This is a genomic window from Gardnerella lacydonensis, assembly GCF_048545055.1.
GTDB lineage: Bacteria > Actinomycetota > Actinomycetes > Actinomycetales > Bifidobacteriaceae > Bifidobacterium > Bifidobacterium vaginale_C.
In genome coordinates this window covers 67491-82297 of record NZ_JBKQXT010000003.1, presented here as the reverse complement: position 1 = coordinate 82297, position 14807 = coordinate 67491, and the positions used below count along the sequence as shown (strand labels likewise).

Genomic DNA, 14807 nt, shown 5'->3' with positions numbered 1-14807 from the left:
AACATATCATTATTGAATATACTCTACGCGATTGTTAAGACGCTTCAAAACGCAAAACGCAAGCGCCAAAAGACACACGCAAATCGCGAATCACGCATCTAGTACACACCATACTGTATCTTGTTTCAAGCGGGCGATTAGCTCAGCTGGCTAGAGCGCCACCTTTACACGGTGGATGTCGGGGGTTCGAGTCCCTCATCGCCCACTTTCCGCTTTTCTTGATTAGCGTATCTCTCGCGTGTTTGTTTATTTTTCTTTGTTTATTTTTCTTGTAGTACGTTTGCGCGACGAATTGCCTTTTCGTGCTACGCTCTAAACGAAAAGACAGGTCGTGTCGTTCGCGCGGATTAGCCGCGCTCACGTCTTCGCCGCACAGAAGCACACCGTGCTTCTACGCTAAGCGGCTCAGCGCTCCGAATTACCTTCGCGCGCTACGCTTTGAGCGCGAAGGTAGGTCGTCGCGCAAACGTATAAACTTATATATAGGTATCATCAAGTCAAAGTTAACAAATTATTTGGGCGTAAGGAGGAAAAATGGCAATTAGTGCAACAGCTGCAAATCCAGCGAAATCTACAAAATCTGCAGAAATCTCAAAAAGCACAAAACTGACCCACCCTCTTACCCTAACCCCGTCAATCGTACAAAAACTTTGTGCTCCAATCGCCCGCAGACTCGGTGTAAAATCGCTGTATTTATTCGGATCGGTTGCTCAAGGAACCGCCAATCGCAATTCAGACGTGGATTTTATATACGAGTTGCAAAACGAATCGAACTTAGAACACGAAACCTCGCGAATTGTGCGCAAACAAGAACTAATGCGGTCACTCGCCGATTGCTTGGGCAGAAAAGTCGACCTAGTTAACAAAAGTTACGTAACTCAGCCGTTAGCGGACGAAGATGCGGAAATTCAGCGAAAAGCGTTCGTAACAACAATTAACGCAAAGCCAATATTCCAAATTGTGTGAATAGTCCGCTTTTTGTTGCTCAAAACGGCAAAATCACGTACAAAATGCGGAAGTATCGCTCGCGCGCGGTCTACGCGCCGCTCGTCAATTCGCGCGTAACTTAATCTCGCCGCGTCCAACCCACAGTATGTGTTTGCCGCGAATATCCCACTTGCGCCGCTTCTTACCAGCAACCACAGCAATCATCATGGCAAGAATCGCCGCCGAGAATATCATCGCTATAACAAACAGCGTCATCCAGAGCGGCCACTGCACATGGTCCTCTGGCGCCGCAACAGGGTCCGGCAGCACACGATACCCTGTTACCAAAAGCCTATGCGAATTCACGCCATACGGCGTGCACGTAAGCAAAGTCGCCAAATCGCGCCCCTTCTCGCGCTGAAGCAAACTTATATCATGCGGATCCACCACGTTTATACGAAACACCTTGTATCGCAATGTCTCACCTTGCACGTCTAGGTAAAAATAGTCGCCTTTTTTAAGGTCTGTTAGCGAATCAAACATGGTTGCGTTCGGCAAACCAGTGTGCGCGGTTATCACAGTATGTCGCCCCTTGCCACCTACTGGCAAATCCGTGCCATACAAGTGCCCCGCGCCTCGCGCCAGCGTCTCTTCTTTTGTACCGTGGTAAATCGGCAGCTTTACGCCAATCTTCGGTATCTTTACAATGCCAATAATGCCCATCGGCTCCTCAAGCGCTTTAAGGTAGCGCTTGTAGCCAGGCGTGTTAGTTATGTCTTCCTGACCGTCACCGCCGTACGGATCGCGCGTGAGCATATCCTTGCGCGTTGCGTTATAGCGTTTTGCGGCGCGAATGTGTGCGCGTCGCACGTCGCCAGCCTGGTCGTGATTATATTTATCGTACGCTGTAGAAATCTCCTTAGAAACGTGATTGTTCCACAGCGTTGAGCACACAGGGTAGCTAAAGCACAAAATGCCAGCCAACACGAATGCAATCGGCTCTAAGATGCGTCGGAGATTAGATTTTTGCTTGGATTTGCTAGCAACGTGGGATTTGCGCGGCGTAGGCGCAGACGTTTCACTAGCTTGTTTTTTAAAAAGCTTGTTTTGTGAAATTTTATTGAGGAAAGCATATAGTTTCGTAACAGCGCTGTTTAATTTCATGCTTCCTCGTTTCGCGTGTTTGTTTATCTTGAATTTATTAAGTTTTGAGTATCGTCTATGAGTTTCGTAACAGATTTAGTTATCTGTTTTTGATTAGCCTGGAAAATTTGTGTTTGCTCAGCTCTAAGCGGTGTGCATTAATATAAACACCGTTGTTCTTTGTTGTTTCAGCAAGTGCAGCTAACTGATGAAATTACTATGACGCACTAAGTTACGGTTGTAAATACGTATGCTTATTTTCTCAGGATTTGATTGAGCCGAGTTATTTATTTTCTCAAGTTCTGCCTTAACAACTTCCATTTTCTCATAATATATATTTGCTTTATAAACGAAGAACTCTTGACAGAGTAGAATAACTATGAAAAGTATTGCCATAAAGATAATATTCTTAAGATTAGCTTCAGGCTTCACAAATCCAGCTAACAATCCAATAAACCCAGAAAGGAATCCAAGTACAAATCCTGAAGAGAATTTATCATATGCATTGTAACAGCATCTTACACTTCGAAGTTCTTCCACTAATTGCTCTTTTTTTACTTCTTCTGCATTCTCTTCATTACATATAATTGGATTTATCTTCTTGTCACGATATTTTCTAATTGTTTTCATAATGCAAGGAATTATTCTTTCAAATATTCTTTTCCACCAAGAAACTTTGCCTTCATCCGAATTTTCGTTTGACATTGCAACTTCTTCTCTAGTTAGCAGTGAATTGTTGTTCTTGATGAACATTTTATAGTAGGCGGCGTGAAGAGCACTCAGGCTCAGCATGCAGAACCATAAGAAAAACAGCAGACTGCGCTGTGCGAAGAAGAGGGATGCTCGCGCACACTAACGTGTGCGATGTTTGTTTCAAACTTCATCGCATATGTAGATCAAACCATCGGTGTGCGCGAACACAGCACAGCCTACTGAGTATTTAATTATAACTAGGCGATTAAAGTCTCACGCGCAAACACACAGAAACCCAATCGCCTAGCGCCTTTCAATTCCTAAGAATTGCCTAGAATCATGCAGCCTGCTGCTCTTCTTCCTTCTTGCGATTCTTAAGGAATACGAACATACCCGATCCCACAAGACCAAGACCCACGAGAGCGAAGATAATCACACCAGCAGCACCAGTCTTTGGAAGCTTGAACCAATTGTTGCCCTTGTTATCTGGAACGTTAGGAATTTCAATTTCTTGTGCTTCTTCATTTGCTGCAGAAGTGAGATTTACTTCGTAAGACTTTTCAGAACGAGCAAATCCTTCTGGAGCCTTGATCTCAACAACATAGATCTTGCTATTAACATCGGTTACCTTAGCAACATAATCTTTGGTCTTTCCATTAGTATCAGTGGTGGTAATTGTTGCTTCAGTGTTGGTCTGTGCAACATCAGCAAAGCCAGGCATAGCATTCTTACAATTATCGTTACCACTTGGATCCTTAGCACACTTATCAGCATCATCTTTATTTGTAAATGCCTTAAATTCTGCCTTAGAAAGACCCTTCTTTGTATCACCTTGTTTTTGACCAGTTGTACCGTCATACTTCAAAATATGGAACTTACGAAACTCTGTCTCTGTTGTTTTACCAGTAATATGAGTATCTGGTCCACCTGGCTTATGACCAGGAATAAAACCATACTTGTTGGCTAGCTTATTATTGGATCCAACTGTATTCAAATCTTTTTTCAGTTTAAGATTCAAAGTGATTTGAACTCGAACATCTTTGGATGAATCTTTATTAAACTTGCTTATAATTTTTTTCAATCCAACTTCTTTGTCAAACTTAAAGAGAATACGCTTACGAGTTGCACCATTATTATTATCAACTTCAGAATCGCTCACACTCAGAGAATATTCTGTTGTTTTAGTCATTTCAGATGAACCAGTTTTTAATCCGCCTTTACTATCGTTAGCAGTAGAATCCCACTCACCAACTTTTACGACAGCAGAAATTTTACCGATTTCAAGGTCATCATATGCTGATATTAATGCATCATCATAAATCTGGAAATTTGTAAGATTTTTAGTTTCAAATTCACCACTTGTGTCCTTGCTAGCATCCGACGGCAGTGTAACCTTAGTTGTGATGACATAAGGTAGAGTGTCTCCTGCACCAACAATTTTACTAGTCAATGCATCCTTAATAATATCTTCCTTAGCATTTCTGTTCTTTGGAGAAACATTAACATCATAAGTATATTTATTATTAGTATCTGCCTTTTCACGAGTAATCTGAGGAACTGTTACAAAGAAAGGAACAAATTCAGCAGAATACCCATCTGGAACCTTTGACTCATAAACGTAGTAAAGTCCGATTTCTAGATTATCAAACTTTGCCACACCTTTTTCACCAGCAACGTCTGTAGTATTCTTTTTATTTTCACCGTTTGTGCCAAATGATTGATCAAATTCAACGTTGAAGGCTCCTGCAGCAGATGAGCCAGCAGCAGAGTTATTACCATGAGTAGCAACCCACTCATTAAGATCCTTAACTTTAGCAGCAAGTTTTACCCAGTTATCTTGATCTTTAAGATTTACTGATTCAGTTCCAAACTTAGAAACTTTCTTAACAGTGAACTCAGCACCATTAAGACCTTGTGCGGATTGAGAATCAACTCTATCTTTCTTATGAATGATAATGGAACCCTTCTTGTTGGCATCAAGAGTTTTATCCCATGGAGCCTTTTCAGTAGTAGTCTGAGCAGCCCAAGCGGAGCTGCCAGCAACCACGGCGCCGGCGACGCACAGCGTGCCAGCCATTGCGAGCGAAGCCACAGCGGCAACGCATTGTTTAGTGAACTTATTCACTTTCTTCTCCTTTATATCAGTGCCCTCGTGGGCAGGTTTTGAGGAAAATACGGTTATTGTTTAATGTTTATTGTTTATTTTGTGTTGCGGTATGTGGGCAAGCCACAATTTGTAAGCAAGCCACAATTTGTAAGTAAGACGCGATTTGTGATCGAGCCACAGTTTAAGAACGAGCCACAATTAATCGAGCCACACTTCTTGATTGCGCTAATGTTTACGCGAATCGTAGTACGCAACAAGTTTTAGCGAGAATCGCACCGCAAGCTTGCAAGCCAGCGCTACTCTTTCGACTAGCCGACTAGCAGGATTGCGTGCAAATTTTTTCATCAGCATCGCCACCTTTCGCTACGTCGCCTTAAAGCGCAAAGCTTTTTGGCAGTTTTGCAGATAAAATCTTTAATTTGCATATTGTGCATCAGTGTCTCGCACATCAGTGTCTTACGCAGCAACGCCTCAAGCATCGCGCGCCCCCACTTGGTCTGATCAAGGAAGAACCCAGCCGCCATCACGCCCGTACCAATCACGCACACTACGCTCAGCAGCATGTTCCAGTTCACGCAATCTTCCCCGCCTGTCTTCGGCAGCTTAAATTGTTCGACCACAGTAATATAGAACGTGAGTCTATCCCAATTAGTTCCCTGCTTCAAAGAATTATTATTCATTAAGTCGCGAGCACCAGAATTATAAGGATTACTCATAAACGTATTATCGGAAGCAAGAGCATTGAACCTCTTCAGTGCAGTATCATCCAGCGTAAACACTGTGCAGCTATAGTCGCCAGTTTGTTTTGGCGTGCCGTCAACAATATCTTCTGTTCTAGCGATTGCGTTCTTAACACTATTCACATCATTCGGGTCATTAATGAATCCATAAAGTGTATGTGCAGCATTGCAATTCCCTCGTTCGCGACAATTCGTTTGCTGTGCTTCGTTAGCAAACTTCCATTGCGTGGATTTGCTACCATTGCCAGGAATATAAACAACACTTTGCTTTTCATCGCTGGTCCAATTACCACTTGTACCATCTTTGTGGCACAGCATGCGAAGGTTAAGCTTATTCTTGCTAGTCAAACTCCAAGTGCGAATGAACGGTTTTCTAAGCAGCGATATGCCATTCATAACATACAGCCTATCGTTCAACTCACCATTCATCGGCTCGCCAGTTTGAGGATCCTTATCTTTGTACAACTTAAGCTGAAGATTACTTTTTTGATTTAAGCCTTCGACTGTAACCTTCGCATATACAGGCTTGCCCTGATTTCCAGCATCCTCATCTTCCGACGTTGAACCATCAGGGTATGTAACAACCACTGGAGTCTCATAATCTTTAGCACTAATGGTCACATCTGGATAGAAGGTCACTTCGCCAGAGTTACTATAATCAATTCCAGAAGACTTTTTCATAAATGACCATGGAATGACTTTATGTTTATCGTCATTTTTATATTGCTTAAGTTTGAATTTCGTACCTTGCGGCAAATCACCAAGCTTCATATCCTTATACATTTGACCTGAAGTTGTAATACCACCAGCCGTTCCACCAGTTTCTGGCTTCACACTTTTAGGTTTTGCGGTAGTAACCTTATTGCCCGCTTTTACCTTAACAGGAACATACTCTGGGTTGTAGTAGTGAGCGTCACTATGCACATGAATTGGGAAGGTTACAGACTCCCAATCCACATGCCTCATAGTATTGTATTGAGGATTTTTACTATCTTCCTTATTCGTCAAAACTCCATTAATAACGCTTTCTAAAGTCTTACCAGACTGATTATTTACAAAATCTTTTACAGCTTTTTCAAACTTAGTTTGTAATCCACCATGTTGACCTTTATTTTCAAGGTCTTTAATAGCGTATACGGTGCAAACAAAGTCGCCATTTTTATTAACTTTTCCACGCAACCAACCGCGAGTACGCTCAGTCGTGTCACGCTCGTCACCATAAAGGTAAAGATCATTATTACAACTATTGTTTTTATTGCACTGTTTACGCGACTCTTTTGATCTAGTCCACTGAGAAGGCTTCCCATCTTCAAAGTCTCCGTTATCCTTGTTGCCTTTTCTACCAGCAAGCTTTAAACCATTAACTTCATCAAACTTATAATTTTCATGCGCGCCAGTTTTCTGGTTTATTTCGTAGCAAAGCATATGCTGGTAGATTTTGCCTTGCTTAATACTTGACCAAGAGTCGAAGAACATTGGGTCTTTCCTATTGGCAGGAATCTTCTTACTATCCTTGCTCTCTGCCTCAGTTAAATCCCTAAGCTCATCGCCCTTTCGGAATCGCATACCTTCACTATCATTATCAGAAATATGTCTGCTCAATTGCCTATTAGAGTAAACATTTAACTTCAAGTCTTTTCCTGTAACTGGCTTACTTACCACGCTCACGGGAGCGTACACTGGCATACCTTTGTTACCAGAATCATCATCTTCTGAAGTTGAACCGTCTGAATAATGTACAATTACAGGAACAAGATAGTCATTAATAGGAGTATTTTGAAGCGGTGCAAAAGTAACTTGACCATACTTAGTGTCAGTCTTAGTATCTTCTGGCTTATTATCATCCTTCTTCTTATTACTGTCTTTTCCTTCGAAATTAGACCAGGAACGCTTATCTTCTGATTTCTTATGCTTAGAGTACTTTTTAAGCTCAAACCATGTGCCTTTTGGCAAAGAAGTGCCATCCTGCACCAAATCATTCTGACTGCTATCACCTTTATTTACACCGTTAGCACCACGATAGCTTTCTGGAGCATCAGACTTTGCTTTACCGCCAGCTTGCACTTCAACCTTTGTGTAACGTGGGTTATACTTATGCGCCAGTGAACGAATAACAATATTAACGTCTTTAGAAACCCATTCAATATTTTTACTATTTCCTGGCAAAGCAAAATCATGTTTGTTTTCTTTTACAAAAGCGTCGAATTTGTTCTTAGCATCGCTGCCATCGCTCAACGCAAATACTCGGCAAACGTACTTACCACCCTTATTAGGACTTCCTTTAATTTCTCCACGAGAACGTTCAATAGTGTATTGGTCATCGTCATATAATTGGCTCTGACGGTTGCAAGATTTACCATTAATCCAGCACTGCTGATCATTGTCACTAGCATGAGCCCATTTCTCAGTTTGCTTAAAAGTTAATCCACTAAAAGAGTTAACACTATCTTCGTTGCTATTACTAAAGGTGTAATCCTTCTTTTCTACTTTACCGCCCTTGCCTATAGTTTCCTTCCAGCACAACGATTTCAAAGAAATTTTACCAGTTTTATATCTAGACCACGAATCAATCCACAAACCCGGATTAAGCGGGGAATTTATATCAGCATAAACTGTTCCATTATCTCCCAAATTACTACCGCCTACACCACTATGAATATTCATAATAATGTAAGGATCTTTAGGATTTGGACGTTTTACATTAACAGTAGCGTAGACAACGCTTTTTTTGAAATCACCATTCTTATCAGCATTACCAGCATCTGGATCTGTAGATTTAGATCCGTCAGCATAAGTCACTATCACTGGTGAATGATATTTACCGCCTTCTCTCCACTTGTTGGAATAAAAACGAACTTTGCCGTTATGCAAATCCTGATTCTCAATACTGCTCCAATCAAGAACAGGATCGCTCTTATTTTTACCATTTACATACTGCTTAGGCTCAAAAGTAGCATCTTTAGGGAGATCGCCAGTCTGAATAATATCCGCATTCTTCTTAGAATTATCACGCACGCTCTTAACAGATGCGTAAACAATTGGCATTACACTAGCCTGATCATCACCAGTTTTTTCTGTCAAATCAATTGGAGTGTAAACAGGGTTGTACAGTGACGCCTGCGAAACGACCTTTATCTTAGTTGGGTGCTGCTCTGTAACGAAAGAGCCACGATCATAATACTTACAGTTATACGGGTATCGAGAAGGATCAGGATAAGTAATTTTTGTCCCAAATTCAAGAACTTGGCCCTTATCTTCTTTTCTAGGGTTATAAGTTACATGACCAGTTCTGCTATCAATATATACAGAACCATCAGGCATATTCGATGTAGAATTAACTACTCTTACACCTTTAGGAATTTTGTTAGTAAGCTCATATTTTATGCCAAGATTGGTAGGCAAGTTAGTAGTCGTACCACCATCGTATTCAAAACCACCTTGCGAAGAATTACCTTCCCACTCACCAGTTTTTGCAAACGGTTTCACTGTAATAGGGCGATGATATGTAGTAATAGGAATATTATCTTGCCCATACTTCTTATCATCTGAATTATTGTATTTAGGATATGAAATCTCATCACCATTTGTCGGATCCATTTTTAATTGATGCTCAACGTAATCAGGAATACCATCGCCATCAGTATCAAATGGACCCATAGCAGCCCACTTGTTACGTGTACTATTCCCCCAATAACCTGCACCTATACCAGTTTTATTAGAATCCCAACCAGCAATAATAGGTAAGGTTTCTGGATTAACACCATCTTCAACAAATGCTTCTATATGCCACTCATAAGAGAAAGTTGTATCACCCTGAGCCCAATCAAGAAATACACGACCAAATTTATTGCTGGAATCATTCGGATTACTCGGATTGCCTCGCCACTTGCGAATCTCACAAAAATTGTATTTCTTTCTAATTTCGGGGTCTCCACAGGTAGCATCATCGCTTTTACCAAGTTTTTCTCCACCTAACGAGTATTTCCAAGCCTCATTAAAATAATAATCGCCATCAGCGTAGGTATAATTATGCTTAGTACTATTAGTAAATTCACTTGGCCTTTGACTATTATATTTTACTTCTCTTTTAAATTCCCAATGGCCTTTTTCTCCTTCTTTCTTTACAAAATGTCTCGTAATAGCAGTGCGAGTTACGCGAACTGAACTTTTATGAGTAGAATCACCATCCCTAAGACCTTTTGGAAGAAAAACTGTCAAATCTGGCCTACCATCCCAAGGCGAACCATCTGACTTTGCATTCCCTTTAGGAGGCACATTAGTAGATAACGAATTTAATCCCATACCATCCGCATTGAAGGTAATATTCCAACTAATTTTAGTTCCACTTTTGCCATAATCACTATCCCACTGATTGTATTGAATGTTAGGATAGCTAATAGAAACATCACGAACAGCATCACCAACCCAATAATCACCATCAGTAAAGTAGCCATTGCCAGCGTAATCCCACCAAGCCTGAGTTGCATTCGCTTCTTTTATCGGCGGCACGATGAGCATTGTCACTATGGTGGCAAAGGTGACAATTATTGCAAGAATCATGTTTCGCAAGATATGCGATTTTCTTGCTGTTTTACCTACGTATGAGCTTAATGAATCATTCTCAAATGATGAAGAAGATAATGAAGATAAAGAAGATGATGAAGAATTTACTTGCATATTTGAGTACGAATAAATTGGCGCACTGTGGTAATCGGAATCTGGGCGCGTTGAATAGGTAGAGTCGGAACCATCAGGTGCATCTGCCACACTATTCGCATTGTCAGTATCGTTCACAGAAAAAACCTTCTGCGCAATACTGCACACGCGAGATGCGAAACTAGCAAACTTTGCAGGTAACATAATCGACTCACCTTCGATTGTCATTCTTGGCTAGTTTGTACATCCTAGCCATTTTGGCAATTTTGGCTATTGCATAAGCAACACCCTGCTTTTACACGAATCCCAAAATTGGGGCAGAATACTACATATATCAAGTACAGAAGTACTAAGAGCATTCAAATACATGAACTAGCATTTAGCAATTGCAACATTTACAAACAACGCTTAATGCAATTCCACATGTGAGCACAACAATAAAGCCGCAGAACGCACAGCTTCATCAAAGTACTCAAGCAAAAGCATTTAGCAAATATACCCCCCCCCCATAGCGAATTGCAAGAAAAAATAGACTCTAACAGAGCTTTAAGGAAAAGTTTTTATAATTGTTCTCTTTTACAAAAAAATATATTGATTGATTGCTAATAACAGAATAGTTTCATGTAGCAGGTGAAGTGTTTTGCGTGACCTGCGTGTCGCAAAACCACAAGATATTGTGGCGAGCATGTCTTCCAACCACAAGACAACGATATTAGAGCACGCCGCACCCCTATTTATCTCCGCTTTTTATATGTCAAAACATTGATATGTGCAACAAATCCGGTACAAAACGCAAGAAAAAACTACCGACTTAAATAGGTGCGAATCGACGATTTCGAGATTAGATCAAACTCCCGAGTTTGTTTATTTTTGCCCGCGTTTGTTTACGTATTTGCTCAAAAAGGGAACAAATGCAGGAATACCTATGCCTATTACTTCTTGCGTAACTTAATCTCGCCGCGTCCAACCCAAAGTATGTGCTTGCCGCGCAAATCTGATTTATTCTTACGCTTTTGCAAGTATCCAGTCACCATGATTGAAATTATCAACAGCGAAAGAATCATAGCAGCTACAAACAGCGTCATCCAAAGCGGCCACTGAAGATGATCTTCTGGCGCGTGCACTGGGTCTGGCAGCACGCGATACCCCGTAACCAGTAGCCTATGCGAGTTCACACCATACGGCGTGCACGTAAGCAAAGTCGCCAAATCACGCCCTTTTTCGCGCTGCAACAAACTAATATCTTCTGGATTTACAACACTAATGCGAAACACCCTGTAGCGCATTGTATCGCCCTGTACATCAATGTAGAAGTAGTCTCCACGCTTCATGTCGATTAAACCGTCAAACATAGTTGCCGTAGGCAAACCAGTATGCGCTGTAATAACGGTATGCCTGTTTTTGCCGCCCACAGGTAAATCTGTGCCATACAAGTGTCCTGCTCCGCGAGCTAGGACATCGCGCGAAGTGCCATGGTAAATCGGTAGTTTTACACCAATTTTCGGGATTTTTATGATTCCCATAATTCCCATTGGTTCGTCTAGTTGTTTGATATATGACTTATAGTCTGCTGTTTTTTTGTAATTGTCACTGCCGTCATACGGGTCGGCTGTAAAGAATTTTTTTCTGCGCGCATTGTATTTTCGCGCACTTCTTAGAATAGATTCTCGCACGCTAGCAGCCTGATTGTAACTTACTTTGTCGTAATCTATGGAAATTTGTTTAGACACGTGGTTGTTCCACAGCGTTGACGCCACTGGGTAGCTGAAGAACAATACGCCTGCTAGCACTAACGCAATCGGCTCAATTATGCGATGTATAAAGGTTTTCTGTGTTTTTAAGTTTTTCTGTGTTTTTTTGCTTGAGTTGGATCGTGGAGTTTGCTCTTCGGTTGCTGGCGACTTTTCCGCAGCCGCGCCACTAACACCAGCCACACTGCTCGTGCCAGCAACGCTGGAGGTATGCTTCGCCTTATTCTTGAACAATTTAGCAACAGCACGCTCGCTCAACGAGCGGCACCAATTGCTAATATCGGCTAGCTTCATAACTCCTCCAAGCTAAAGAATTTATTGAAATAATTCCGCACTTTGTACCACATTTGACCTAAATCACGTACAAAAAGCGGAAAATAATACGCGCATATTCCACTTACTTGTCGTTGCGCGAGGTTTGAGTATTTCTCTCCTCGCAAGTGACGCGCACTTTTACGGATAGTTTATGAACGTTAATATTCTAAGGTTTTAGGATGGCGCTATTTATTGCTCGTAGAGAAATACATCAAACCTTCTGAATATCTAGAACTTTTGCGTATCTTGCATCACCGAGATTCTCGATTTTTCTTGCTACTTCAGCGAATCACCATCAAAGATGCTGAGGTTCGCTTCATTCGCTGCAAAAAATCTCGAATCTCTACATCAATTGGCGTAACCTTGTAGTGCGATTGTACCGAATTTCGGTGTTTTTTAATACAAGCGCACTACATAGGATTGAGTCTAGGATTTTACTCCTAGACTCAATTTATGCAGACTCAACCGTTTATAGACTCAATCGTTTATGATTTGCTAATCAAACTGAGCAAATCACGCAGCCTGCTCTTCTTCCTTCTTGCGATTGTTGCGCATGTACATGAATGTGCCAGCGCCAACTAAGCCCAAACCGATGATGGCGAAGATGATCACTCCATAAGCACCAGTATTTGGAAGCTTGAACCAATGTTCAATGTTATTGCTCGTTGGAACATCAGCAATCGGAACCTCAAGCGATTCATTATCTTTTGCTTTAGCAGTATCCACTTCATGAACATCTTCTGAGCGGACATAACCATTTGGAGCCTTAACCTCAACAAGATAAATCTTGCTGCTCTGAGCATCAGTAGTCTTGGCAACATAATCAGAAGTCTTACCATTACTACCAGTTGTAGTGATGGTAGAAGTTCCTGCATTAGCAGCATTAGCAGTAAAGCCAGGCATAGCATTCTTGCAATTATCGTTACCACTTGGGTCCTTTGCGCACTTTACAGCTTCATTTTTATCAGCAAACGCCTTGAACTCTGCTCCAGGAAGAGCCTTGCGATCATCCTTACTAGCATCAGAACCCTTTGAAGTAGTGCCGTCGTACTTGAAGATATGGAACTTGTGGAATACAGTCTTGGTATCGGTACCAGGAGTATCCTTACCACTGTCTCCGCCTGGGTTAAAACCATACTTGTTAGTAAGTGTAGTCTTTACACCCGTACTACCAAAATCGCTCTTAATCTTAAGATTCAAAGTTACCTGAACTCGAATATCCTTACTAGCAAACACTTTAGAATCTGTCCCGAATGCGTTAGCAATCTTAATTAAGCCAGCATCTTCGAATGTGAACAGAATGCGCTTACGATCATTATCGTTAGGCGTATTAGTACTATCGCTTACACTAAAATCATTACCTGCTTTAGTTAAATCAACAGCACCCTTCTTCAAAGCTTTAGTTTTAGCATCGTACTCGCCAACTTGAACCTTATAATTAGCTGCAGTATTACCAAAGTCAGTAAGGTTGCTATATGCAGATGCTAATGCATCATCCCAAACCTTAAAGCCAGTAAAATTAGAGCTGGATAAACTATTACCATTCATAGCAGGCGTTAGTGGAAGCTTCACCTTGGCAGTAATCACATATGGAAGCGTGTCTCCAACGCCTACCATCTTGCTGGTTTGAGCATCCTTAGTAATACCACCATTAGCATTCCAGTTCTTTGGAGAAACGCTTACAGCATAAGTATAAGTGTTGGTGGTTTTACCATCTTCACGCGTAATTTGCGGAACAGTTATAAAGAATGGAGTAAACTCAGGGCTATAGCCTGTTGGCACACCAGTTTCCTCAACGTAGTACAAGCCGATTGCAAGATTATCGAACTTTGCAATGCCGGCTTCACCATCAACTGTTTTCGTTTCTTGGCTCATCTTGCCTTGCTTGCCAAAAGTCGTATCAAACGTGACTTTACTTGTAGGATTACCAGCTTTTGCAGCCTCGTTGAGATCCTTAACTTTAGATGCAAGAGTAATCCAATCCTCTTGCTTCGCAAGATTAGGAACAGCAGCAGTACCAATCTTTAAAACTTTTTGAACTGTAAAGGTTGCACCGTTAAGACCCTTTGGTGTACCAGAAGTATCATCCTTCTTGTTAATGGTAATGGAACCAGTCTTGGTGGTATCCTCCCATGGAGCCTTAGCAGCAGCTGCAGGTGTTACAGCCCAAGCGGAGCTGCCAGCCACCACTGCGCCAGCAACGCACAGCGTGCCAGCCATTGCGAGCGAGGCGATTGCCGCCACGCATTGCTTAGTTATCTTGTTCATAATTTCTCCTTTTTTATTGCCCTTTCGAGCAGATTTAAGAGATAAGTTTTCTGTTTTGTGTTGCGCACGGTCGGCGGAGCCATTGCAAGTTGTATGAACTCTGTCGGCGGCTACGATTTGCGCCGCGCGCAGCAAGATTAAATCCGAACCATGCTTCGGCATAATTGCCGTCACTATGTAACGTCACTGTGCAACATCACTATGTAA

Annotated in this window: 7 protein-coding genes and 1 tRNA gene; 2 read left to right on the top strand and 6 right to left on the bottom strand. The window is 41.6% G+C overall.

The window, feature by feature from the left end:
- Positions 1-131: 131 nt before the first annotated feature.
- Both ACJV45_RS04195 and ACJV45_RS04190 read left to right on the top strand, forming a co-directional pair.
- Positions 132-205 (top strand) — tRNA-Val (locus ACJV45_RS04195).
- A 329-nt stretch (positions 206-534) separates the two neighbouring features.
- On the top strand, positions 535-966 hold the full coding sequence (locus tag ACJV45_RS04190) for a nucleotidyltransferase family protein (RefSeq protein WP_419397718.1): 432 nt from the start codon (positions 535-537) through the stop codon (positions 964-966).
- A gap of 84 nt (positions 967-1050) precedes the next feature.
- Here the strand turns inward: ACJV45_RS04190 and ACJV45_RS04185 are convergent, their stop codons facing one another.
- The 6 genes from ACJV45_RS04185 to ACJV45_RS04160 all read right to left on the bottom strand — a co-directional run bounded on the left by ACJV45_RS04185 (position 1051) and on the right by ACJV45_RS04160 (position 14762).
- A complete protein-coding gene (locus tag ACJV45_RS04185; RefSeq protein ID WP_419397717.1) occupies positions 1051-2091 on the bottom strand; it encodes a class C sortase in 1041 nt (346 codons plus the stop codon).
- Positions 2092-2271: 180 nt separating this feature from the next.
- A complete protein-coding gene (locus tag ACJV45_RS04180; protein WP_419397716.1) occupies positions 2272-2775 on the bottom strand; it encodes a hypothetical protein in 504 nt (167 codons plus the stop codon).
- 325 nt (positions 2776-3100) lie between these two features.
- Positions 3101-4888 carry a SpaH/EbpB family LPXTG-anchored major pilin gene (locus tag ACJV45_RS04175; RefSeq protein ID WP_419397715.1) on the bottom strand — a complete coding sequence of 596 codons (1788 nt, stop codon included), beginning with the start codon at positions 4886-4888 and terminating at the stop codon, positions 3101-3103.
- Positions 4889-5214: 326 nt separating this feature from the next.
- Complete coding sequence (locus ACJV45_RS04170; RefSeq protein WP_419397714.1) at positions 5215-10494, bottom strand: Rib/alpha-like domain-containing protein; 5280 nt, start codon at positions 10492-10494, stop codon at positions 5215-5217.
- A gap of 704 nt (positions 10495-11198) precedes the next feature.
- Positions 11199-12311 carry a class C sortase gene (locus tag ACJV45_RS04165; protein WP_419397713.1) on the bottom strand — a complete coding sequence of 371 codons (1113 nt, stop codon included), beginning with the start codon at positions 12309-12311 and terminating at the stop codon, positions 11199-11201.
- 534 nt (positions 12312-12845) lie between these two features.
- A complete protein-coding gene (locus ACJV45_RS04160) occupies positions 12846-14762 on the bottom strand; it encodes a SpaH/EbpB family LPXTG-anchored major pilin (protein ID WP_419397712.1) in 1917 nt (638 codons plus the stop codon).
- Between the last annotated feature and the right edge of the window lie 45 nt (positions 14763-14807).

Excerpts from the sequence above, each read along its gene's own strand:
- ACJV45_RS04190 (WP_419397718.1), top strand. The coding sequence starts at position 535 with ATGGCAATTAGTGCAACAGCTGCAAATCCAGCGAAATCTACAAAATCT.
- ACJV45_RS04165 (WP_419397713.1), bottom strand. The coding sequence starts at position 12,311 with ATGAAGCTAGCCGATATTAGCAATTGGTGCCGCTCGTTGAGCGAGCGT.
- ACJV45_RS04170 (WP_419397714.1), bottom strand. The coding sequence starts at position 10,494 with ATGACAATCGAAGGTGAGTCGATTATGTTACCTGCAAAGTTTGCTAGT.
- ACJV45_RS04180 (WP_419397716.1), bottom strand. The coding sequence starts at position 2,775 with ATGTCAAACGAAAATTCGGATGAAGGCAAAGTTTCTTGGTGGAAAAGA.
- ACJV45_RS04185 (WP_419397717.1), bottom strand. The coding sequence starts at position 2,091 with ATGAAATTAAACAGCGCTGTTACGAAACTATATGCTTTCCTCAATAAA.
- ACJV45_RS04160 (WP_419397712.1), bottom strand. The coding sequence starts at position 14,762 with ATGCCGAAGCATGGTTCGGATTTAATCTTGCTGCGCGCGGCGCAAATC.